20 protein-coding genes are annotated in these 21,082 nt (G+C 71.3%); 12 read left to right on the top strand and 8 right to left on the bottom strand.

Annotation, left to right across the window (positions count from 1 at the left end; translation table 11 throughout):
• Positions 1–88: 88 nt before the first annotated feature.
• Entirely contained in the window at positions 89–1,555 is a 1,467-nt protein-coding gene (locus ACIF9R_RS37070; protein ID WP_399987334.1) for a regulator, read from the bottom strand.
• 407 nt (positions 1,556–1,962) lie between these two features.
• Between ACIF9R_RS37070 and lipB the strand changes: the two genes are divergently transcribed.
• From lipB to ACIF9R_RS37050, 4 genes are all read left to right on the top strand, one after another.
• Positions 1,963–2,760 carry a lipoyl(octanoyl) transferase LipB gene (gene lipB, locus ACIF9R_RS37065; RefSeq protein WP_399987332.1) on the top strand — a complete coding sequence of 266 codons (798 nt, stop codon included), beginning with the start codon at positions 1,963–1,965 and terminating at the stop codon, positions 2,758–2,760.
• 167 nt (positions 2,761–2,927) lie between these two features.
• Positions 2,928–3,893 (top strand): lipoyl synthase, encoded by a 966-nt coding sequence (gene lipA / locus ACIF9R_RS37060; protein ID WP_399987330.1) that lies wholly within the window; start codon positions 2,928–2,930, stop codon positions 3,891–3,893.
• 354 nt (positions 3,894–4,247) lie between these two features.
• Positions 4,248–4,448 carry a hypothetical protein gene (locus ACIF9R_RS37055; protein ID WP_399987328.1) on the top strand — a complete coding sequence of 67 codons (201 nt, stop codon included), beginning with the start codon at positions 4,248–4,250 and terminating at the stop codon, positions 4,446–4,448.
• Positions 4,449–4,538: 90 nt separating this feature from the next.
• Positions 4,539–5,246 carry a DUF4191 domain-containing protein gene (locus tag ACIF9R_RS37050; protein WP_399987326.1) on the top strand — a complete coding sequence of 236 codons (708 nt, stop codon included), beginning with the start codon at positions 4,539–4,541 and terminating at the stop codon, positions 5,244–5,246.
• A 93-nt stretch (positions 5,247–5,339) separates the two neighbouring features.
• On the opposite strand, the gene ACIF9R_RS37045 is transcribed toward ACIF9R_RS37050, so the two are convergent.
• A complete protein-coding gene (locus ACIF9R_RS37045; RefSeq protein ID WP_399987324.1) occupies positions 5,340–5,810 on the bottom strand; it encodes an RDD family protein in 471 nt (156 codons plus the stop codon).
• A 210-nt stretch (positions 5,811–6,020) separates the two neighbouring features.
• On the opposite strand from ACIF9R_RS37045, the gene glnA reads away from it, so the two are divergent.
• Both glnA and ACIF9R_RS37035 read left to right on the top strand, forming a co-directional pair.
• Positions 6,021–7,430 (top strand): type I glutamate--ammonia ligase, encoded by a 1,410-nt coding sequence (gene glnA / locus ACIF9R_RS37040; RefSeq protein WP_399987322.1) that lies wholly within the window; start codon positions 6,021–6,023, stop codon positions 7,428–7,430.
• Between the two features lie 163 nt (positions 7,431–7,593).
• Positions 7,594–7,851, top strand: coding sequence for a hypothetical protein (locus tag ACIF9R_RS37035; protein WP_399987320.1), 258 nt, complete (start codon positions 7,594–7,596; stop codon positions 7,849–7,851).
• 71 nt (positions 7,852–7,922) lie between these two features.
• Here the strand turns inward: ACIF9R_RS37035 and ACIF9R_RS37030 are convergent, their stop codons facing one another.
• From ACIF9R_RS37030 to ACIF9R_RS37005, 6 genes are all read right to left on the bottom strand, one after another.
• A complete protein-coding gene (locus tag ACIF9R_RS37030) occupies positions 7,923–10,487 on the bottom strand; it encodes an FtsX-like permease family protein (protein ID WP_399987318.1) in 2,565 nt (854 codons plus the stop codon).
• Positions 10,484–11,254 carry an ABC transporter ATP-binding protein gene (locus tag ACIF9R_RS37025; protein ID WP_399987316.1) on the bottom strand — a complete coding sequence of 257 codons (771 nt, stop codon included), beginning with the start codon at positions 11,252–11,254 and terminating at the stop codon, positions 10,484–10,486. Before ACIF9R_RS37025 ends, ACIF9R_RS37030 begins: the two co-directional genes overlap by 4 nt.
• Positions 11,255–11,277: 23 nt before the next feature.
• On the bottom strand, positions 11,278–11,709 hold the full coding sequence (locus ACIF9R_RS37020) for a hypothetical protein (protein ID WP_399987314.1): 432 nt from the start codon (positions 11,707–11,709) through the stop codon (positions 11,278–11,280).
• Between the two features lie 170 nt (positions 11,710–11,879).
• Positions 11,880–12,554, bottom strand: coding sequence for a response regulator (locus ACIF9R_RS37015; RefSeq protein ID WP_399987335.1), 675 nt, complete (start codon positions 12,552–12,554; stop codon positions 11,880–11,882).
• Entirely contained in the window at positions 12,554–13,801 is a 1,248-nt protein-coding gene (locus tag ACIF9R_RS37010) for a sensor histidine kinase (protein ID WP_399987313.1), read from the bottom strand. The genes ACIF9R_RS37015 and ACIF9R_RS37010 overlap by 1 nt, the downstream gene beginning before the upstream one ends.
• 205 nt (positions 13,802–14,006) lie before the next feature.
• Positions 14,007–14,321 (bottom strand): hypothetical protein, encoded by a 315-nt coding sequence (locus ACIF9R_RS37005; protein ID WP_399987312.1) that lies wholly within the window; start codon positions 14,319–14,321, stop codon positions 14,007–14,009.
• Between the two features lie 232 nt (positions 14,322–14,553).
• On the opposite strand from ACIF9R_RS37005, the gene ACIF9R_RS37000 reads away from it, so the two are divergent.
• The 6 genes from ACIF9R_RS37000 to ACIF9R_RS36975 all read left to right on the top strand — a co-directional run bounded on the left by ACIF9R_RS37000 (position 14,554) and on the right by ACIF9R_RS36975 (position 20,915).
• Positions 14,554–14,913, top strand: coding sequence for an arsenate reductase family protein (locus ACIF9R_RS37000; RefSeq protein WP_399987311.1), 360 nt, complete (start codon positions 14,554–14,556; stop codon positions 14,911–14,913).
• Between the two features lie 174 nt (positions 14,914–15,087).
• Positions 15,088–15,768 (top strand): hypothetical protein, encoded by a 681-nt coding sequence (locus ACIF9R_RS36995; protein WP_399987310.1) that lies wholly within the window; start codon positions 15,088–15,090, stop codon positions 15,766–15,768.
• Positions 15,769–16,037: 269 nt separating this feature from the next.
• Positions 16,038–17,066 carry a glutamine synthetase gene (glnII, locus tag ACIF9R_RS36990; RefSeq protein WP_399987309.1) on the top strand — a complete coding sequence of 343 codons (1,029 nt, stop codon included), beginning with the start codon at positions 16,038–16,040 and terminating at the stop codon, positions 17,064–17,066.
• A gap of 282 nt (positions 17,067–17,348) precedes the next feature.
• Complete coding sequence (locus ACIF9R_RS36985; protein ID WP_399987308.1) at positions 17,349–17,906, top strand: winged helix-turn-helix domain-containing protein; 558 nt, start codon at positions 17,349–17,351, stop codon at positions 17,904–17,906.
• Positions 17,907–17,981: 75 nt separating this feature from the next.
• Positions 17,982–18,992, top strand: a complete 1,011-nt coding sequence (locus tag ACIF9R_RS36980; protein WP_399987307.1) for an NAD-dependent epimerase/dehydratase family protein — start codon at positions 17,982–17,984, stop codon at positions 18,990–18,992.
• A 384-nt stretch (positions 18,993–19,376) separates the two neighbouring features.
• Positions 19,377–20,915, top strand: coding sequence for a DUF1996 domain-containing protein (locus tag ACIF9R_RS36975; RefSeq protein WP_399987306.1), 1,539 nt, complete (start codon positions 19,377–19,379; stop codon positions 20,913–20,915).
• Positions 20,916–21,082: the final 167 nt, after the last annotated feature.

Genomic DNA, 21,082 nt, shown 5'->3' with positions numbered 1-21,082 from the left:
GCCGACAAATCCCAAACAGGACAGTCGAGACGTCAGTCAGCCGAGGGGTCAGACCCACCGGGAGCGTCACCACGTCACATCCTCACTGTCAGCCGTGGGACGCGACCCTGTCGCGGTAGGTGCGGACGGGTGCCGCGTCGCGGTAGGGCTCCAGTTTGCGTTCGAAGTCGCGGACGTACTCCAGCGCGCGGACCGAGCGCATCTCCGCCGCCTGCCCCGCCGCCTCGGCGGCCAGCTGGCAGGCCTGGTCGAGTTCGCCGAGGCCCAGGCGTGCCGTGGCCAGGACCACCCGGCAGAACAGCCGGCTCCGGGCATACCCCGGCGCCCGCAGCTGCAACGAGCGCTCCGCGTGCTGCGCGGCGGCCCGGAACTGCTGGAGGTCCCGGTGGCAGTGCCCGAACTCGTCGGCGAGCTGGGCCTCGTCGAAGGAGCGCGCCCAGTACGGCACCTCGTCACCGGGCCGGCCGCTCTCCAGCGCGCGTTCGGCGCGGACCAGCGCGGCCGTGCAGGCCCGCACCTCCCCGAGCACCCCGTGCCCGCGCGCCTCGGCCGCGTGCAGCAGCGCCTGCACGACGGGCGGCGCGGAACCGCCCGCACCCTGCTGGGCGACCCGCGCCAGCTGCACGGCCTCCCGGCCGTGGCCGAGGTAGACGGCCTGCCGGCTCATGGTGACCAGGACGTACGCGCCATAGGGCCGGTCCCCGGCCGCCTGCGCGAGCCGCAGCGCCTGCACGAAGTAGCGCTGCGCGAGCCCGTGCGCGGCGATGTCGTACGACGTCCAGCCCGCCAGCCGGGTCAGATCCGCGGCGGCCGCGAACAGCCGGCGCCCGGTCTGCTCGCCGTAGGTGCCGCGCAGCATCGGCTCGCACTCGTGCTCCAGGTAGCGCACGAGGGCCTGCCGGGCGTGCCCGCCCCCGTACGCGTCGTCGAGGGTCCGGAAGAGCTCGCCGACGGACCGCAGCGCGGCGATGTCGCCGCCGGTGACCCGCTGCCCGGGCCCGCGTTCGGCCGTACCGCGTCTGCGGGCGAGCAGTTCGGCCGGTGCCGTGGACCGGAGCGGGAGGCGGCCGCCCTGGGCGGGGACCCGCACCGGCGGCTCCGCACGGGCCACCTTCTCGTCGGCCCGTCCGATGAGCCAGTCCCGGCTCGGCACCACAAGACCCGCCGAGGTGAAGGCGATCTTGCGCAGCTCGGCGTGGCTGCCGGAGTCCTTGCGCCACAGCCCGCCGACGATGTCGACGGCCTCTTCCGGCGTGGCCGCGAACTCCAGACCGGCGTAGACGGGCGCGCAGGCGTCCAGTCCGAGGTCCTGGGCGCTCAGCCGGCGCCCCAGGCGCCGGGTGAAGACCTCGGCGATCAGCGCTGGTGTCGTACCGCGCGGCTGCTGCCCGCGCAGCCAGCGGGTGACGGAGGTCTTGTCATATCTCAGGTCGAGCCCGTGTTCGAGACCGAGCTGGTCCACGCGACGGGCGAGTCCCGCGTTGGAGAACCCCGCTTCTGCGATGAGCGCGGCAAGCTGTCGGTTGGGGGTGCGCTGCGCGGGTCGTTCCGTCATCGGCGGTGCGGTCTCCTGCCTTCCGGCTCGTGATGCGCCGGGATTGCCTGTGAGCAGCCTTGATGGCCTCATGGGACGGCGTGAATGTAGCGGAGAGTAAGCACCCGATTGCCGACATCGACCGGCATTCATCCGATCGTGTGAGGATTGACCCGGAAACTGACGCGCAACCGACAGGCGGCAGTCGAACCGGCCGCCGAATCGGTCGCCCTCTTGACCGCCGTACCGGTCACAGCACCGGTTCGACCTGTCCGCCGTACCGACCGCAACACCGGCCACCGCGCCGGCCACGGCGCCGGCCACGGCGCCGGCCACGGCATCGGCCGCCGGTCGAGGCTCGCTCGAACGGTCGTACAGTGGCGTGGGCGCGTTTCGTGCCTGACGACCTTCTAGGGAGGCGCTTCGCCGTGAGTGAGTTGCGGTTCGTCCGGATGGGCTTCGGGGCCGAGGCCGTCGACTATCAGCAGGCCTGGGACGAGCAGCGCCGGGTGCACGCGGCGCGGTTCGCCGACGAGGTGCCGGACACCGTCCTCCTCCTGGAACACCCCCCGGTCTACACGGCCGGCCGGCGCACCGAGGCGAGCGAGCGCCCCCTCGACGGCACCCCGGTCATCGACGTGGACCGCGGCGGCAAGATCACCTGGCACGGCCCCGGCCAGCTGGTGGGCTACCCCATCCAGAAGCTGCCCCGCCCCGTGGACGTGGTCGCGCACGTCCGGCGCCTGGAGGAGGCACTGATCCGCACCTGTGCGGAGTTCGGCCTGGAGACCACCCGCGTCGAGGGCCGCAGCGGGGTGTGGGTGCTCGGCGACCCGGTGGACCAGCGCCCGGCGCTCGGCGGGCTCTCCCTGGACTTCGACCCCCGGCTGCACGACGACGAGTTCGACCCGCGCCTCAACGGCCCGGAGTACGCGCCCTCCAACGCCGGCCAGCGCCGCGAGGACCGCAAGATCGCCGCGATCGGCATCCGGGTGGCCAAGGGCGTGACCATGCACGGCTTCGCGCTCAACGTGAACCCCGACAACAAGTGGTTCGACAGGATCATTCCGTGCGGGATCCGCGACGCGGGCGTGGCCTCCCTGGCGAACGAGCTGGGCCGTGACGTGACGATCGACGAGGTGCTCCCGGTCGTGGAACGGCATCTCGGGGAGATTCTCCGGAACGCGGATCTCAAGCCCCGGGAGATCGAGAGCACGCCGGCATAGGAGCCGTGCGGCCGGCGTGGGAGGTCACGGCCGGCCGGGCCGCGGCGAGGACGGGGGGCGGCGAGGACGGGGGGCGGCCGCCCTCCGCAGGCCACACCCTCGCCGGGCATGCAGAACCACGGGCGTACGCTTGAGGACGCCGAGGAATCAATCGCTAGGAGCCGGTCGTGTCCGCAGTCGCACCCGACGGACGCAAGATGCTGCGCCTGGAGGTCCGCAACAGCCAGACCCCCATCGAGCGCAAGCCCGAGTGGATCAAGACCCGGGCGAAAATGGGCCCCGAATACTCCAAGATGCAGAACCTGGTCAAGAGCGAGGGTCTGCACACGGTCTGCCAGGAAGCCGGCTGTCCGAACATCTACGAGTGCTGGGAGGACCGCGAGGCAACCTTCCTCATCGGCGGCGACCAGTGCACCCGGCGCTGCGACTTCTGCCAGATCGACACGGGCAAACCCGAGGCGCTGGACCGCGACGAGCCGCGCCGCGTCGGCGAGTCGGTGGTCACCATGGACCTGAACTACGCCACCATCACCGGCGTCGCCCGCGACGACCTGGAGGACGGCGGCGCCTGGCTGTACGCCGAGACCGTGCGCCAGATCCACGCGCAGACCGCGGACCGCGCGGACGGCCGGACGAAGGTCGAGCTGCTGGCCCCCGACTTCAACGCCGTGCCGGAGCACCTGGCGGAGGTCTTCTCCTCCCGCCCCGAGGTCTTCGCGCACAACGTCGAGACGGTCCCCCGCATCTTCAAGCGGATCCGTCCGGGCTTCCGCTACGACCGCTCCCTGAAGATCATCACCGACGCCCGTGACTACGGCCTGGTCACCAAGTCCAACCTGATCCTCGGCATGGGCGAGACCCGCGAGGAGGTCGGCGAGGCGCTGCGGCAGCTGCACGACGCCGGCTGCGAGCTGGTCACCATCACCCAGTACCTGCGGCCCTCCGTGCGCCACCACCCCGTGGAGCGCTGGGTGAAGCCGGACGAGTTCGTGGAGCTGAAGGAGGAGGCCGAGCAGATCGGCTTCTCCGGTGTGATGTCCGGACCGCTGGTCCGCTCCTCCTACCGGGCCGGCCGGCTCTACCGGATGGCCGTCGAGAAGCGGGGGGCGTACGTGGCCTCCCAGGCCGTCTGAACCGGCAGCCCGAAGCCACCCGGCCAGGGCAGCCCTGAGCCACCCGGACAAGGCGGCTTGAAGCCACCCGGACAGGACGGCCCGAAGTCACCGGACGGGACGGCCCGACGACACCGGGCGACAGCGTGTGAATTCACGCACAAGGCCCTACCGGCCAGTACTGGCCGAGAGAACGCGGTCCCGACCGTCCTCGCAGATGAGGGCACAGGTCGGGACCGCGTCGGCGTTCCGGACCCGCCCACAAGGGCTTCATGCCTGTTTGACCGGCCGGTCACGTCCTGGTAACACCAGTCAGTGAGCCTGGAATCACCGCACGTACAGCCCTACCCGCCCGCACCGAGGGAGTCGTCCGCCATGCAGGCCGCGCCCGTCCGCGCCACCGCCATCCCGTCCTTCACCACCGCCCTGCGGGCCGTGGAGTCGCTGCTGATGAGCGGCGGTCAGCGCACCGCCCGCCGCAACGCCTGGACCTCCGTCCTGGAGGACCGCCGTCGCGCCAAGGACCGGGTCGAGACCCAGCGCGTCCTCGACCTGGCCACCTCCACCCGCCCCTGAGGCCCGCCGGAACCCGCCCGGACCCGCCCGGACCCCTCCGCACCGGCACTGCCGTCGAAGGCGCTCCGGGCGGGACGTAGACTTCATGGCATGGCGAGGAAGGAACCCGCAGCGAACGCTGCGAACCCCGGGCGACTGAAGCAGATCGCTCTGACCTACAAGATGACCCGCAGGGCCGACAAGAAGATCGGTCTTGTACTCGCGGCTGTCGGAATCGTCACCTTCGGTGTCTTCCTCGCGATCGGCTTCTTGATCGGGCACCCCATCTATCTCGGCATCCTGGGCTTCCTGCTCGCCTTCCTCGCGACGGCGATCGTGTTCGGGCGCCGGGCCGAGCGTGCGGCCTTCGGGCAGATGGAGGGACAGCCGGGCGCCGCCGCGGCCGTGCTCGACAACATCGGCCGGGGCTGGACGACGACCCCCGCGGTGGCGATGAACCGCAGCCAGGACGTGGTGCACCGCGCGGTCGGCAAGGCCGGCATCGTGCTGATCGCCGAGGGCAACCCGAACCGGGTGAAGAGCCTGCTGGCCGCCGAGAAGAAGAAGATGAGCCGCATCGTCGCGGACGTCCCGGTGCACGATCTGATCGTGGGCACGGGCGAGGGCCAGGTCGAGCTGAAGAAGCTGCGCACCACCATGCTCAAGCTGCCCCGCGTGCTCTCCGGCCCGCAGGTCACGGCGACCAACGACCGGCTGCGCGCCCTGGGCGACCTGATGAGCAACATGCCGCTCCCCAAGGGCCCGATGCCCAAGGGCATGAAGCTGCCGAAGGGCGGCGGCGGCCAGCGCGGCCGCTGAACGAGTACGACGACGGGGGCGCCGGAATCACTTCCGGCGCCCCCGTCGTCCTACCGCCGTCGTACTCCGCCGGGGCGGACGCGGAAACGGGTGTCAGATCCGCACCTCGACCGTGCGGGCCAGCCGGTCGTGCAGACCGCGCCCGTCGCGGTCCCAGATGAGGGCGGGGACGGCGAGGCACAGCAGCACCGAGCGCACAAGGCCGCGCAGTGGCTGGACCCGTCCGGTGTCGAGGCCGACGACCCGCAGTCCGAAGAGACGCTTGCCCGGGGTGAAGCCCACCGCGCCGACGGTGAGGACGCTCAGCAGGAGGAACACCAGCAACGCCCAGTTACCGGTCGACCGGCTGTCGTAGCCGTCGGTGATCAGACCGTATGCGATCAGCATGCACAGACCCCAGTCCACGGCGAGGGCGCCGAGCCTGCGGCCGGGGCGCGCGATCGAGCCCGGTCCGTCCTCCGGCAGCCCCAGCTGCTCACCCCGGTAGCCGAAGTCGGCACCGGCGTCCTCCATGGCCGCACGCGGTCCGGAGAGCCATGATCCGATTGCTTGCCTGTTGTCCACCCGTCCACGGTACTGCGCCCGGATATGACCACAGGACGGCGGGGGGCTCCGGGGCTACCGTGGAAGAGGGACCGGTTAACTTGTGTGAAACAAATGGGTCACGCACGAGAAATGACCCATCTCTAGGGTCGAGTGCAGCGTGTGCCACCCGCACTGGCCGCACGAACGATCTACCACCCCGGCGGGATGGTCGGGAGTAGGAGGAGCTGGATGTTCCAGAACGCCGACGAGGCCAAGAAGTTCATCGGGGACGAGGACGTCAAGTTCATCGACGTCCGGTTCTGCGACCTCCCGGGTGTGATGCAGCACGTCACCGTGCCGGCGGACGCGTTCGACCCGGACGAGGAGCTGGCGTTCGACGGCTCGTCGATCCGTGGCTTCCAGGCCATTCACGAGTCCGACATGTCGCTGCGCGCGGACCTGTCGACCGCCCGGATCGACCCGTTCCGCCGTGACAAGACGCTGAACATCAACTTCTTCATCCACGACCCGATCACGGGCGAGCAGTACTCCCGTGACCCGCGCAACGTGGCCAAGAAGGCCGAGGCGTACCTGGCCTCCACGGGTATCGCCGACACCGCGTACTTCGGCCCGGAGGCCGAGTTCTACGTCTTCGACAGCGTGCGCTTCAAGACGTCCGAGAACGAGTCGTTCTACCACATCGACTCCGAGGCGGGCGCCTGGAACACCGGCGCGCTGGAGGACAACCGCGGCTACAAGGTCCGCTACAAGGGCGGCTACTTCCCGGTCCCGCCGGTCGACCACTTCGCCGACCTGCGCGCCGAGATCTCCCTGGAGCTGGCCAAGTCCGGCCTGAAGGTCGAGCGCCAGCACCACGAGGTGGGCACCGCCGGCCAGGCGGAGATCAACTACAAGTTCAACACGCTCCTCGCCGCCGCGGACGACCTGCAGCTCTTCAAGTACATCGTGAAGAACGTCGCCTGGCGCAACGGCAAGACCGCGACCTTCATGCCGAAGCCGATCTTCGGTGACAACGGTTCGGGCATGCACGTCCACCAGTCCCTGTGGGCGGGCGGCGAGCCGCTCTTCTACGACGAGCAGGGCTACGCCGGCCTGTCGGACACGGCCCGCTACTACATCGGCGGCATCCTCAAGCACGCCCCGTCGCTGCTGGCCTTCACCAACCCGACGGTGAACTCCTACCACCGTCTGGTGCCGGGCTTCGAGGCCCCGGTGAACCTGGTGTACTCGCAGCGCAACCGTTCCGCCGCGATGCGTATCCCGATCACCGGGTCCAACCCGAAGGCCAAGCGCGTCGAGTTCCGCGCCCCGGACGCCTCCGGCAACCCGTACCTGGCCTTCTCGGCCCTGCTCCTCGCGGGCCTGGACGGCATCAAGAACAAGATCGAGCCGGCCGAGCCGATCGACAAGGACCTCTACGAGCTGGCTCCCGAGGAGCACGCGAACGTGGCCCAGGTCCCGACCTCCCTCGACGCCGTCCTCAACCGCCTCGAGACCGACCACGAGTTCCTCCTCCAGGGCGACGTCTTCACGCCGGACCTGATCGAGACGTGGATCGACCTGAAGCGCCAGAACGAGATCGCCCCGCTCCAGCTCCGCCCGCACCCGCACGAGTTCGAGATGTACTTCGACGTGTGATGCGGCCGACGCGCGTATCACGCGTGGGCTCGTACGGCGCCCCTGCCTCCGGGAAACCGGAGGCAGGGGCGCCGACGCGTTCCGGCTGACCGGAAAGCTTCCCTCTGCCCGGCCGGGGAGGGATCCTGGAGCTGACACGACTGTTCGAGAGAAGGTCACGGGGATGCCCGAAAGGGACGACGAGGAACGAGAGTTCGACATCAAGTGGGCGGACGGCGCCGTGCACAAGGAGCCGTCGGCGCGGGCCCGGATGCTCGCCGCCCGCTGGAAGGACAACCCGCCAGGACCGGTCCCGTTCCGTGGCGAACCGGAGCACAGGGGCTCATCCGGCCACTCCTCCTGGGTGTCGACGGCAGTGGTCCTCGGCTGCGTGGCCGCGGTGATCGTGCTGCTCGGGTACATCAACTTCCGGCCGTACTGATCCCGTCAGCACCGCCGCCCACGCCCGTCCGTCCTCGTTCCGGCCACCCCGGCCACCCCGGCCACCCCTGACTACTCGGCCTGGGCGACGGCGACCATGGGCGAGGTTCTGGAGGCGCGGAGGGCGGGCACCATGCCCGCGGCGGCGGTCACCAGGACGAGGGCGGCGAGGACAGCCGCGAGCTGCCCCGCGGGGACGCTGAACGGGGCGTCCGTCTGCACGACCCGGACCACCAGCCAGGAGTACGGCAGGGCGAGGGCCAGACCGAGGATTCCGCCCAGTACGCCGTAGAGGGCGCACTCGATCGTGACCATGCGGTGCACGGCCGCTCCGCCGAGGCCCAGGGCCCGCAGCAGCCCGAACTCGCGCCCCCGTTCGACGACGGTGAGGCTCGCCGTGGTCGCGACTCCGGCGACCGCCACCAGGACGGTCAGCCCCAGGACCATGATCACCGTCGTGGCCATCGTCCGCAGGTCGTCCGACGCGTCGGCCTGTCCGGCCGAGTCCTCGGCAATGACCCGGCCGTCGCCGCGCTGGGGACCGGTCAGCGTGTCGGTGATGGCCCGCTGCGCGCCTATCCGTCCCTGGGCGCCGTCCTCCGAGGCGTTGGCGGTGACCATGGTGGGCGCGGCGTCCGCTCCCATACGGGTGAGGTCCGCGGCGGAGACGAAGAAGTCGCCCCCGTAGGGTCCGGCTCCGGGCAGCGTCGCCGCCACGGTGAGCCGGACGGGACGTCCTTCGAAGGTCAGCGTCACACGGTCGCCGGCCCGGACGCCGAGCCGGTGGGCGGGGCCGGCGGCCACGACGACGTGGGCGGGTTCGAGGTGGTCGAGGGAGCCGGTGCGGGCGGCCAGGCTCACCCCGGAACGGACGGTGCCGAGGTCGAGGTCGGAGACCGTCACGCTGCGGGTGATCTCGATGGCCTCCGCCGTGCGGAACGCGGTCACGTCGGCGAGTTCGGGGTGTGCGGCCAGATCGGCGGCCAGCGACCGGTCCAGAGTCTCACTGTCCCTCGTGTACAGCTGGAAGTCGGCGGGGGCCTCCACCGCCTGCCGGTACCGCTCGTAGGTGTTCAGGGAGGCGAGGCAGGTCAGGGTCGAGCCGACCAGGCAGACACCGAGGGCGACGACGACCGAGACCGAGGCCGCCCGGCCCGGCGCGCCTCCGACTCCCGCGACCGCGAGGCGGCCGGCCGCACCGGTGCGGCGCAGCGGCACCGCGACCGCCGACAGCACCGGCCGGACCAGACGGGGGCCGAGGGCGATCAGGGCCAGGAAGGCCAGCCCGCCCGAGAGCACCACGGCGATCAGCGCCGCGAACCGGTCGTAGTCCGTGTCGCCCGGCTGGGGCAGTCCGGCGTACTGCTGCCGGGCGAGGAGCGCGGCGCCCACCGCGCACAGCAGGCCCAGCAGGGCCCGGCCGACGCCCCGTGCCGGGCCCTCCCCGGACGCCGCGCTGCGCAGGGCCTGCAGCGGTGAGACCCGGGAGGCGGTCAGCGACGGGGCCAGGACCGCCAGGACCGCGAGCAGACCGGTGCCGAGCACGGTGAGAACGGCCTCCGCCGCGGGGAGTCCGGAAGGGACGGACAGGTCGTGCCCGAACCGTCCGGCGACCGCGGGGACGAGCCGGCCGCAGCCCCAGGCCGCCAGCACGCCGGCGGCGCCGGCCAGCAGCCCGACCACCGCTCCTTCGACGACGAGCGCGGCGGCGAGCCGGCGCGGGGTCGCCCCGATGGCGCGCAGCAGCGCCAGCTGGCGTACGCGCCGTGCGAAGACGATGCGGAAGGTGGAGGTGGCGACGAGCACGGCCGCGCCGACGGCGACGGCGAGGAAGACGGTGACCAGGTCCAGGGTGTCCTTCGCCGCGGTCACCGCTTCGCGGGCCTCCTCCGCCCGGACCTCGTCCCCGGACCGCACCCGCGCTCCGGGCACCGCCTGCCGGATACGCTCCGTCAGCCACGCCGGGTCCGCCGATCCGGAGGACGCGGGGCCGGTGCGGATGTCGACGCGGGAGTAGTCCGAGGCGCCGAGCAGGTCCCCGAGGTAAGGGCCTGGGGCGTATCCCGTGGGTGCCGCGTCGTTCGTGGCGGTGCTGCGGACGATGCCGCTGACCTCGACCGTGACGCGTCGGGTGGTCTCGCCGTCGGGTTCGGGCCGCAACAGGGTGAGCGACGAGCCCGGGGCGAGATCGTAGTCCCGCGCGGCCTGCGTGTTGACGGCGAGCCGGCCCGGCCCGGAGGGGTAGGTGCCGTCCAGCAGACGGACGTGGGCCAGGGCGCCGGTGCCGGGGTCCGCGGACAGGTCGAGATAGCGTTCGACGGCGCTGCCACCCAGCGGGCTGCCTCCGTCGAGCCGGCCGACCACCTCGGTGACTCCGGGGATCCCGCGGATCTCGCGGAGGCGGTCCTCGCCGATGGCCTCCCCGTCGCCGGGCTCGACCACCAGCGACACCGCCTCGGGCGTTCCGCGGAACTTCTCGACGACGGTGGCGGTGATGATCTGCTGGGCCATGACGGTGCCGAAGACCACGAACGCGGCGATCAGCAACGACAGTCCGGTCGCCGCGAACCGTCCGGGCCGCCGCAGGAGTTCCGCGACCTGGGAGCCCAGGACGGTCGCGCGCCAGGGGTTCCTCATCGCCGCCTCCCCGTGATGTCGGTGACCGGCGCGGCGGTCCGCCCGGAGGGGGCGGCGTCCTCGTCCTTGACGACGTGGCCGTCCGCGAGGGTGAGCACCCGGTCCGCGTACCGCGCGGCCGCGGGGTCGTGGGTGACCATGACGACCGTCTGGCCGAGGTCGTCGACGGACCGGCGCAGCATGGTGAGGACTTCGGTGCCGGCCCGGGAGTCGAGGTTGCCGGTGGGTTCGTCGGCGAAGACCACGGCCGGCCGGGCCACCAGTGCGCGGGCCACGGCGACCCGCTGCTGCTGACCGCCGGACAGTTCGGCGGGGCGGTGCGCCATCCGGTGGGCGATGCCGAGCACTTCGCAGAGGTGGTCGACCAGTTCGCGGTCCGGGCGCCCGCCGGACATGGTGACGGGCAGCACGATGTTCTCGTAGGCCGTCAGCTGCGGCAGCAGGTTGAAGGACTGGAAGACGAAACCGACGCGCTTGCGGCGTATCCGGGTCAGCTGCCGGTCGGACAGTCCGGTGATCTCCGTTCCGTCCAGGACGATGCTGCCGGAGGTGACGGTGTCGAGCCCGGCGACGCAGTGCATCAGGGTCGACTTGCCCGACCCGGAGGGGCCGACGACGGCGGTGAAGCGGGCGCGCCGTACTCCGACGGACACCCCGTCGAGGGCCCGCACCTCGGTGGTGCCCTGCCGGTAGGTCTTCGTCAGGGCGGTGGTGGTGATGACGTCGTCGTCCGGTGTGTGGCCGCGGGCGGCGGTGTGGACAGCCATGGGGGCGGTTCTCGCGTTCCGGTTCAGGCGCCGAGCGGCGGCATGGTCAGGGTGACGCCGGAGTCCGAGCAGTGTCCCCGCGCTTCTTCCTGGAGGTTCTTCACGTCCTTCGCGGACGGTGCTTCGGGGGACTTCTGGGCGGTCGCGAGCGCCCATCCCTCGTACTGGGAGATCTTGGCTCCGAGGTAGCCGTCCTTCATCTGCGCGCGGCGCTCGTCGCCGGTCTTCTTCCACCACGCCTCCGCTTCCGGCGCGGGGCCGGTGGAGATCCTCCCGGCCTCGGTGATGATGCGCTGCGCCAGCCGGCAGTCGTCGGCGGACGCCTGGCTGAGCTCGTCACGGTCCAGCCACCAGTAGCCCGCCCCGGCGACCAGGGCGCCGGCGATCACGGCCGTGACCGCGCCGATGACGAGACGGTTGCGCTTGGGGTTCTGCGTGGTGGGCGTGGTGTCCATCGGGTCCTCCGGTGTCTTCTCGGCCGCGTTCGGCGACAGTGAGAAGTCTGGAGTTCGGCGGCCCGCCGGACATCGGCCACGGATCCGAGATCGGACGCGGCGGATCTGGCACACCGGACGGGGTGGTTCCTGCGCCCCCGGGTGCAGAACGCGGGGGCGCCTGTGCACCCTCAGGGGGAGGGACGGACCAGCCCGGACTCATAGGCGAACGCGACGGCCTGGGCACGGTCCCGCAGGTGCAGTTTGGCCATGAGGTTGCCCAGGTGTGTCTTCACCGTGGCCTCCGCGACGTACAGCTCCGCCGCGATCTCGGTGTTGGACAGCCCGCGGGCGACCAGGCCCAGTACGTCCCGCTCGCGCGCGGTGAGGACGTCCAGCCGTTCGGCCTGTCCGTTCGCCGGTGCCAGCCGGTCCGAGACCCGGTCGAGGAGCAGCCGGGTGATGCGCGGCGCGACCACCGACTCCCCCGCGGCCAGGACCCGGATGGCGTTCACGACCTCCGCGGCGGGGGCGTTCTTCAGCAGGAAACCGCCGGCTCCGGCGCGCAGCGCCGCGAAGGCGTCCTCGTCGTTGTCGAAGGTGGTCAGGACCAGCACACCGGGCGGGTCGTCGAGCCGCATCAGCTGCTCGGTGGCCTGGATGCCGTCCATGACGGGCATGCGGATGTCCATGATGACGACGTCCGTCCCGACCTTGCGCAGCAGGTCGAGGGCGTCCGCGCCGTTCTCCGCCTCACCGACGACCTCGATGTCGTCCTGACCGGCCAGCACCATGGAGAAACCGGCCCGGATCAGGGGCTGGTCGTCCACCACGACCACCCGGATCGGTCTGCCCGTCTGTGCCATCATGCCGTCCTTGTCGGTATCGAGGCACGTACGTGCCATCCGCTGCCGAGCCGGGGTCCCGCCTCGAAGGTGCCGCCGGCGAGTTCCACCCGCTCCCGCATCCCCACGAGTCCGTTCCCTCCGGAGCGCGTGCCGATGCCGCCCCCGGCGAGGGTGCCCGCTCCGTCGTCGGTCACCTCGATCAGCAGTGTGCCCTGCTCCTCGTGGAGCCGGATGCCGACCCCGGCCCCGGCTCCGGCGTGGCGGAGCACGTTGGTGAGGCACTCCTGGACGATGCGGAAGGCCGTCATCTCCTCCGTCGGCGACAGCCGCCCCTCGCCGACCTCGACCGAGACGTCCACGGTCAGCCCGGCGGCCCGGGCGCGGTCGGCGACGACCTTGATCTCGTCGAGGGTGATCAGGCGCCGTGGCGGGCTGCCGTCGGTCGGATCCGGGGTGCCGGAGTCCGGGTTGCCCTCGCGCAGCACCCGGACGATGCGGTGCATGTCGTCGATCGCGTCCCGGCCCGTGGCGGCGATCGTCTTCAGCGCGGACTCCGCCATGTCCGGGGACTTGCGCAGCACGGAGCCGGCGCCGTCGGCCTGGAGGATCATCACGGCCAGGCTGTGCGCCACCACGTCGTGCAGCTCACGGGCGATCTCGGCCCGCTCCCGGGTCGCGGCCAGCCGGACCCGCTGTTCCTGTTCCCGCTCGGCGTGCCAGGCGCGGGCCGCCTGGCTCTCGGCGTAGAGGCGCCGTGTGTGCAGGGCGAAGGCGGTCAGCCAGACCGTCAGCGTCATCCCCCAGAAGATCCACAGCATGTCGAGGTCGACGAACGGCTCCAGGCCCAGGGCGGGCATCCCCACCGTCCCGGCCGCCGTGGCCAACAGCACCGTGACGCCCGCGAGATACGGCATCCAGCTGGTCCGGGAGTGGTGGACGACCGACATCATGGCGAACAGCACGGCCACGTTGTACGAGGCGGGCGCGGACGCCAGCGGTACCTCGGGCAGGTCGTGCAGGAGGAACTGGACGAGGGTCAGCGCCAGCACGGCCGCCAGCACCGTGCCGGGGAACCGCCTGCGGGCCAGCAGACTCAGTGCCATCAGGCCGCCCAGGAGCAGGTCGTAGCCGACGCCGTAGTAGTCCGCCGCCGCCAGGACGACCAGCGCGATACCGATGTCGCACGCCCGGGCGACGGCACGTCCGTACCGGCCGGACGGCGTCATCCAGGACGACGGGACGGGGACCGTCCTCTGCTGAGCCAACCGTCGTGCCTTTCTTCTCCGGCAGGGCCGCGACCGCGTGCCCACCGGCGCAAGTCCGGTCGGCCCACGGTGACTTCGGGGGTGAGGGAGGGTGTGGTGTGCCCTCACCCGCCCCATAGTGCCTCAGCGGGCGGCCGGCGTGCGGCACGGCGGTGCCGGGCGCCTCACCCAGGGAGGGCGCCCGGCACCGGTCTCGGTCTCGGTCTCAGCGGTTGTAGCGCATGAAGGCGCGGACCATGTGGCACGTCGTGTCCGACGGCGGGTGCACGCCGATCAGCGCGGCCGTGGTGCGGATCCTCTCGTTGCGGGCCTGGCCGGGCAGGTAGACACCGGAGTCGAGCAGGGCGATGGCGAGCCGCATCGCCTTGAGCCGGCGGTTGTGCGTGACGTACCAGTCCCGCGGGCGGCCCGGCGGCAGCGGGCGCTTCGCCACCGGGGCGCAGGGCACTTCGAGCGGCACGGGACGCTTCGCGGTGGACTGGGTGGGCAGGGGCTTCTGCTTGAGTGCGGCAGCGGGCACAGGCATCCTCCTGTCGCGGTCGGGGCGGCCCGCCGAGGTCCACGACGACCTCGGCGATTCCCTCGAACACTGCTCCCAGTGTACTGCCCGGCACTGACAATCAGCAGGCCTGAACGGGCAGGCAAATGCGCTGGTGGGCATGGGTTTTGTCGTCGTGTCACAGCGCTCACACCAGGCACCCGCGGCACGGCGGGGAAATCGAACAGCGGGATGACGGCGTACGGTGTCGGGCATGGAGATCTGGATCAACCCGGCCTGTTCCAAGTGCCGTAGCGCCCTCAGCCTGCTGGATGCCGAGGGGGCCGAGTACACCGTCCGCCGGTATCTGGAGGAGGTGCCGAGCGAGGACGAGATCCGTGCAGTGCTGGAGCGGCTCGGGCTGGAGCCGTGGGACATCACACGGACCCAGGAGGCGGAGGCGAAGGAGCTGGGACTCAAGGAGTGGGCGCGGGACGCCGGCACGCGGGACCGGTGGGTCGCGGCGCTCGCCGCCCACCCGAAGCTGATCCAGCGGCCGATCATCACGGCGGACGACGGAACTGCGGTCGTGGCCCGCACGGAGGACGCCGTACGGGACGCCCTCTCCCGCTGAACACCCCTGAGCTACCCTGAGCGGCCCTGAGCGACTCTCAACGACCCTGAGCGACCAACCCTGAACACCCTTGTGACGCAGGCCACTTCGGCGACTTGGCCCGGCCGCTGAGCAACTCCGTTCGGTATCTCGTACATAGCGGCGTACGCCCCCCTATCCCTTCAGGAGGCGCGCATGTCGCGCAGGAGAACGCTCGGCCCGAAGAAGAAGCTCGCGCTGCTGCTGAGCGCAGCCACGGTGGCGGGAGGCGGCGCCTTCGTCATGGCGACCACCTCGAACGCCAGCCCGCCGGCGGCCACCACCAAGTCGGCGGCGGACTCGACCGTCTGTCAGGGGCTGGCCACCGCGCTCGGCAACAACGAGAGGTTCATCGAGGGCCAGCGGGCGAACCCCGACGCCCAGTCCGAGGCGCGGATCGCCAACCGCGAGGCGGTCCTCGCCCAGATCCGGCTCCAGCAGGAGGCGTCCGGTTGCACGGTTGGGGAGTCGGCTCAGGGCTCCCAGACCGCGCCGCCGGAGCAGGCCGCACCGCCGGAGCAGGCCGCGCCTTCCCAGCCGGCCGCGGGTGATCAGGGCGGACAGGCCGGGCAGGCCGGGCAGGCCTCCGGTGAGCAGGTGTGCAACGGGTCGACCGTCACCCTCTCCGGTGAGGACGGCGCCCCGGCGGCGTCCAGCAACCAGTTCCCCGCCGGGACGAAGCTCAAGGTCACCAACCTGGACAACAACAAGTCCACGACGGTGGAGGTCACCTCGGTGTCCGGCAGCTGTGTGCTGCTCAACAACGCGGCCTACGAGCAGGTCCGTGAGGCCGGCAAGTTCGTGATCCGCCGCGCGGTGATCGAGAAGGTGGGGTGAGGTCCGGATTCCCTCGGGAGGGGCCCGCTGCTCACGGTCGGGAGCGGCGGGCCCCTTCACGTGCCTTCGCATACACCGCGGCCCCGCCCCACGCGCGCTCACAGAGAGCGGCGGGGCGGGCCGGTGCCCGGTAACACGGGGTTCACATACGGGCAACGGCCGGGAAATCGCCTGTTGACAAGCTGCGTGCCATCGACGGCGGCGCCCCAGTGCCGCAGCGCCGCAAGCACCCGCACCAGCGTCAGCCCCACCCCCGAAGGATGTGGACCGTGAGCTTCAAGGCCGAGTACATCTGGATCGACGGCACCGAGCCGACCGCCAAGCTGCGTTCCAAGACGAAGATCATGGGCGACGACGCCAAGGGCGCGGACCTGCCGATCTGGGGCTTCGACGGGTCCTCCACCAACCAGGCCGAGGGGCACGCCTCCGACCGCGTCCTCAAGCCCGTCTTCGTCTGCCCGGACCCCATCCGCGGCGGTGACGACGTCCTGGTGCTGTGCGAGGTCCTGAACACGGACATGACGCCGCACGTGTCCAACACCCGGGCCGCGCTGACCGAGGTCGCCGCGAAGTTCGCCGCCCAGGAGCCGGTCTTCGGTATCGAGCAGGAGTACACCTTCTTCAAGGGTGCCCGCCCGCTCGGCTTCCCCGAGGGCGGTTTCCCGGCCGCGCAGGGCGGCTACTACTGCGGTGTCGGCTCGGACGAGATCTTCGGCAGGGACGTCGTCGAGGCGCACCTGGAGAACTGCCTGAAGGCGGGTCTCGGCATCTCCGGCATCAACGCCGAGGTCATGCCCGGCCAGTGGGAGTTCCAGGTCGGCCCGCTGGCCCCGCTGGAGGTCTCCGACCAGCTCTGGGTGGCCCGCTGGCTGCTCTACCGCACCGCCGAGGACTTCGGCGTCTCCGCCACCCTGGACCCCAAGCCGGTCAAGGGCGACTGGAACGGCGCGGGCGCGCACACCAACTTCTCCACCAAGGCGATGCGCGAGGGGTACGACGCGATCATCACCGCCTGCGAGTCGCTCGGTGAGGGCTCCAAGCCGCTGGACCACGTCAAGAACTACGGCGCCGGCATCGACGACCGCCTCACCGGCCTGCACGAGACCGCCCCGTGGAACGAGTACTCCTACGGTGTCTCGGACCGCGGCGCCTCGGTCCGCATCCCGTGGCAGGTCGAGCAGGACGGCAAGGGCTACATCGAGGACCGCCGCCCGAACGCCAACGTCGACCCGTACGTGGTGACCCGGCTGCTCGTCGACACGTGCTGCACCGCGCTGGAGAAGGCCGGCCAGATCTGATCCGTACCGCAGTCGATGCGAGGGGCGTCCGCCATTTCCGGTGGGCGCCCCTCGCGCCGTCTGCTTCAATGGGGACATGGTCGGCCAACGGACATGTGACGCGGCGGGTCGCGGTGACCTCGAGCCGTTCTGGCCGTCCCGTCAGCACCACGACTTCGACCGGGTGTGTTGTCGCGCGACGAACGCGCCGGCCCTCTGACGCCCGGAATCCTTCCCGGCCTTCGGCCGCCGCGCACCGCGTACGTCCTCGACGAACCCTTCGCGCGAAAGAGCTGACGTCTCATGGCGATCACCCCCCGTTCCCTTTCCTCCGTCTCCCCCGCCCCTTCCGCCTCTCCCCGGCTGCGTGCCGTCGCACGGGACGAGGTGGTGACGGTCGCGGATCTGCTGCCGCCCGGCGCCACATGGCTGCCCGCGCCGCCGAACGCCGTGCCCGTGCTGCCCGGACAGCCCCCGATGGTCGGCTATCTGGTGCTGGTCCCCGCCGACCGGCAGCCGCCGTTCCCCGTGGCGGTACCGGAACCGGCGGCCGGCTCGCCCGCCGGCGATCCCCTCATCCACGTCGACCCCGGCCGGCGCATTGCCGAGGTGGAGGGGCGCCCACTCGACCTGACCTACCTGGAGTTCGAACTGCTGGCCCATCTCGTGGCGCATCCGCACCAGGTGCACACCCGGGACCGGCTGGTCGGCACGGTGTGGGGCTACGGCCATGTCGGTGACGGCCGTACCGTCGACGTCCACATCGCCCGGCTGCGCCGCAAGCTGGGCGACGGGTACCGGGACACGATCCGCACGGTGCGCCGGGTCGGCTACACGTACGTTCCCCCGGCCGGGCGCTGAGCGGACGCACGGTCCCGGGTCTGCCGAGAGCAGAGCGCCGTTCCCTCCCGCCGCCCGGACGGGCAGAGTCGCCGTATGAGACTTCTGTTGCTGGGTGGTACGGAGTTCGTGGGCCGGGCCGTCGCCGAGGCGGCCGTGGCACGGAGCTGGGAGGTGACCGTCTTCCACCGGGGCCGGCACGAGGCTCCGCGGGGTGTGCGGACGCTACTGGGCGACCGCACCGCGCTCGACGGTCTGGCCGCGCTCGACGAGGACCCCGGGGAGTGGGACGTCGTCGTCGACACCTGGTCGGCCGCCCCGCGCGCGGTGCGGGACGCGGCGCGGCTGCTGCGGGGCCGCGCCGGGCGGTACGTGTATGTGTCGAGCTGCTCGGTGTACGCGTGGCCCCGGCCCGCCGGGTTCACCGAGGAGACTCCCCTGGTGGAGGGCGCCTGTGCCGACGCGGATGTCACGGACTACGCGCGGGACAAGCGGGGCGGTGAGCTGGCCGCCGTGGACGCCTTCGGCGCGGACCGGTCGCTGCTGGTGCGGGCCGGACTGATCCTGGGGCCGTACGAGAACGTGGGACGGCTGCCCTGGTGGCTGAACCGGATGGCGCGCGGCGGCCCGGTCCTCGCCCCGGGGCCGCGTGAGCTGCCCCTGCAGTACGTGGACGCGCGCGACCTCGCGCAGTGGATCCTCGGCGCGGCCGAGCAGGGGCTGAGCGGGCCGTACAACCTCATCTCCCCGCAGGGGCACGCCACGACGGGCGAACTGCTCGAGGCCTGTGTCCGGGTGACCGGGGGCCCGGCCGAGCTGCGGTGGACCGCGCCGGAGGTGATCCTCGACGCGGGCATCGAGCCGTGGACGCAGTTGCCGGTGTGGGTGCCGCCGGGCAGCGACCTGCACGACGCGCTGCACGCGGCGGACGTCTCACGGGCGGTCGCGACGGGGCTGCGCTGCCGGCCGGTCGCCGAGACGGTGGCCGGGACCTGGCGCTGGCTGACGGACCTCGACGGCATCGCGCCGCAGCGGCCGGACCGCACCGCCAAGGGGCTCGATCCGGAAGTGGAGGCGAAGGTACTGGGCACCGCCGGCGGGGCGTAGCCGGCACCACCACCGGCCCGGCGGTCGCGGGCGGGCCGGTGGTGAGGGAAACGGGGGATCGTGGAGCACACCGCGAACATCCTCACTGAACCGGGACCCGAGGTGCCGAACGGCGACAACCGGCGCGGGGTCGGCGGTTCCCGCCCATCCCGGCTACGGCCGGTGAAAACGTCCCCACCGCCTCACTCCGGGTGGACGATCGGCAACTCCCGGTTTATCAGGGCCTGTTGAAACCCACGTGGCCGTACTGACTTTCCATCGATTCGCGAGACGGGTGAACACCCGTGGGGCGGCTTGCGTACCTAGGGGAGCCGCTTCACTCCTGTCGGGCCGCTCTATGCCGCGCAATGGGATGCCCCCGCAAGGAAGGTCAAGAGGAGTTCCATGGGACGCAACACAAGAAAACGCCGGATGCCACTGGCCACCAAGGTGACAGCTGGGGCGGCGGCCCTGGCGCTCGGTGGGGGCGGGCTGGTCTGGGCCAACTTCTACGCCTCGGCACACGAGGACAACGGAGGTCACAACCGGACGAAGTCGAGAAGCGCGCAGGTCGCGACGATCAACTGCCCGGACGTCGGCCAGAAGCTGACGAAGGTGCCGCGAGGCGCCCGCAAGGGCGTCGCCCGGGAACTGGCGCGGCTCGACCGGCAGATCACGGAGGCCTACACGCGTCTCGCCGAGACGCGCCAGGCCCAGGCGGGTGACGCGAACTACGTCGACAACGCCATCCTCGGGCCGCTGAAGTCCAAGCGGACGGCCACCCTGGACCGGATCGGTATCAACATCAACCGGGCGGGCGGCAAGGCACCGCGCGACTTCGGCCGGTTCGCCCCGTGCCAGGGCGTTCCCGTCGATCAGGGCAACAACAACGGGGGCGGCCAGGACCAGGGTGGCGGCGGCCAGGACAACGGCGGCGGCCAGGACAACGGCGGCGGCCAGAACGACGGCGGCGGTCAGGACAACGGAGGCGGTCAGGGCAACGGCGGACAGGCCCAGAACGGGCCCGTCGCGGACGACTTCATCAGGATCGAGGACGTCCAGCCGAACTCCCGCAACCTGCCCAACGGTCTGGCCGCGAACGGCGACGGCGGTTCGACGGGCACCTTCACCACCGAGTGCGGCACCAACGAGAACGCGCTGCGCAACTCGGACAACGTGATCGTCGCCCCCGGCGTCAGCAACGGTGCGCAGCACCAGCACGACTACGTCGGCAACCAGGCCAACACCGCCTTCGCGAGCGACGAGGACCTGGCCAACGGCGACACCAGCTGCCAGAACCAGGGTGACCGGTCGTCGTACTTCTGGCCGGTCCTGCGGATCCAGGACGGCACCCAGGACATCGACCAGGGCCAGCCGGGCGGCGGCCAGGACGGTAACGTCGGCAAGATCGTCGCGCCCACCGCGGCGGAGCTGAAGTTCGTCGGCAACCGCACGAGCGACGTCGTCGCGATGCCGAGGGCGCTGCGCATCATCACCGGTGACGCGAAGGCCTTCACCAACGGCCTGAACAACGCCAACACGGCCTGGAGCTGCACCGGCTTCGAGGACCGGCAGGTGACGGACAAGTACCCGATCTGCCCCGAGGGCAGCAGCGTGGTCCGGACGACCGCCTTCCAGAGCTGCTGGGACGGCCAGAACAGTGACAGTGCCAACCACCGCACCCACGTCGACTTCGTCGAGCCGGACGGCACCTGCTCGAACGGCTTCCAGGCCATCCCGCAGCTCCAGGTCCGCCTGGTGTACGACAACATCCCGGCCCCGCAGATCGAGAACGGGCAGGTCGTGAACCCGTTCGCGGTGGACTCCTTCCCGGAGCAGCTGCACAAGCCGATCACCGACCACAACGACTTCATCAACTTCTTCGACGAGAACCTGATGAACCAGATGGTCGAGTGCATCAACACCGGCCAGGACTGCCAGTAGTCGCCGGTCCGGTAACGAGAAGAGGCCGGCGGTGGGAGATCCCACCGCCGGCCTCTTCGTCCGCTCCCGGCCGCCGGGATGCTCCTATGCTTGTCAAGCCACTGGAGCAAGGTCGGTTTGGGTGATTCGTTCCGTTGGTGTGGTGGTCAGGGCGCGGTAGACCTCGC

It is taken from the genome of Streptomyces sp. NPDC086080, from assembly GCF_044540255.1.
Taxonomy (GTDB): domain Bacteria; phylum Actinomycetota; class Actinomycetes; order Streptomycetales; family Streptomycetaceae; genus Streptomyces.
This window is presented reverse-complemented; position numbering and strand designations above follow the sequence as displayed.

Excerpts from the sequence above, each read along its gene's own strand:
- ACIF9R_RS36995 (WP_399987310.1), top strand. The coding sequence starts at position 15,088 with ATGTCGCGCAGGAGAACGCTCGGCCCGAAGAAGAAGCTCGCGCTGCTG.
- ACIF9R_RS37000 (WP_399987311.1), top strand. The coding sequence starts at position 14,554 with ATGGAGATCTGGATCAACCCGGCCTGTTCCAAGTGCCGTAGCGCCCTC.
- ACIF9R_RS37020 (WP_399987314.1), bottom strand. The coding sequence starts at position 11,709 with ATGGACACCACGCCCACCACGCAGAACCCCAAGCGCAACCGTCTCGTC.
- ACIF9R_RS37055 (WP_399987328.1), top strand. The coding sequence starts at position 4,248 with ATGCAGGCCGCGCCCGTCCGCGCCACCGCCATCCCGTCCTTCACCACC.
- ACIF9R_RS36985 (WP_399987308.1), top strand. The coding sequence starts at position 17,349 with ATGGCGATCACCCCCCGTTCCCTTTCCTCCGTCTCCCCCGCCCCTTCC.
- ACIF9R_RS36980 (WP_399987307.1), top strand. The coding sequence starts at position 17,982 with ATGAGACTTCTGTTGCTGGGTGGTACGGAGTTCGTGGGCCGGGCCGTC.
- ACIF9R_RS37070 (WP_399987334.1), bottom strand. The coding sequence starts at position 1,555 with ATGACGGAACGACCCGCGCAGCGCACCCCCAACCGACAGCTTGCCGCG.
- ACIF9R_RS37015 (WP_399987335.1), bottom strand. The coding sequence starts at position 12,554 with ATGGCACAGACGGGCAGACCGATCCGGGTGGTCGTGGTGGACGACCAG.
- ACIF9R_RS37050 (WP_399987326.1), top strand. The coding sequence starts at position 4,539 with ATGGCGAGGAAGGAACCCGCAGCGAACGCTGCGAACCCCGGGCGACTG.
- ACIF9R_RS37030 (WP_399987318.1), bottom strand. The coding sequence starts at position 10,487 with ATGAGGAACCCCTGGCGCGCGACCGTCCTGGGCTCCCAGGTCGCGGAA.
- ACIF9R_RS36975 (WP_399987306.1), top strand. The coding sequence starts at position 19,377 with ATGGGACGCAACACAAGAAAACGCCGGATGCCACTGGCCACCAAGGTG.
- glnA (WP_399987322.1), top strand. The coding sequence starts at position 6,021 with ATGTTCCAGAACGCCGACGAGGCCAAGAAGTTCATCGGGGACGAGGAC.
- ACIF9R_RS37025 (WP_399987316.1), bottom strand. The coding sequence starts at position 11,254 with ATGGCTGTCCACACCGCCGCCCGCGGCCACACACCGGACGACGACGTC.
- ACIF9R_RS37035 (WP_399987320.1), top strand. The coding sequence starts at position 7,594 with ATGCCCGAAAGGGACGACGAGGAACGAGAGTTCGACATCAAGTGGGCG.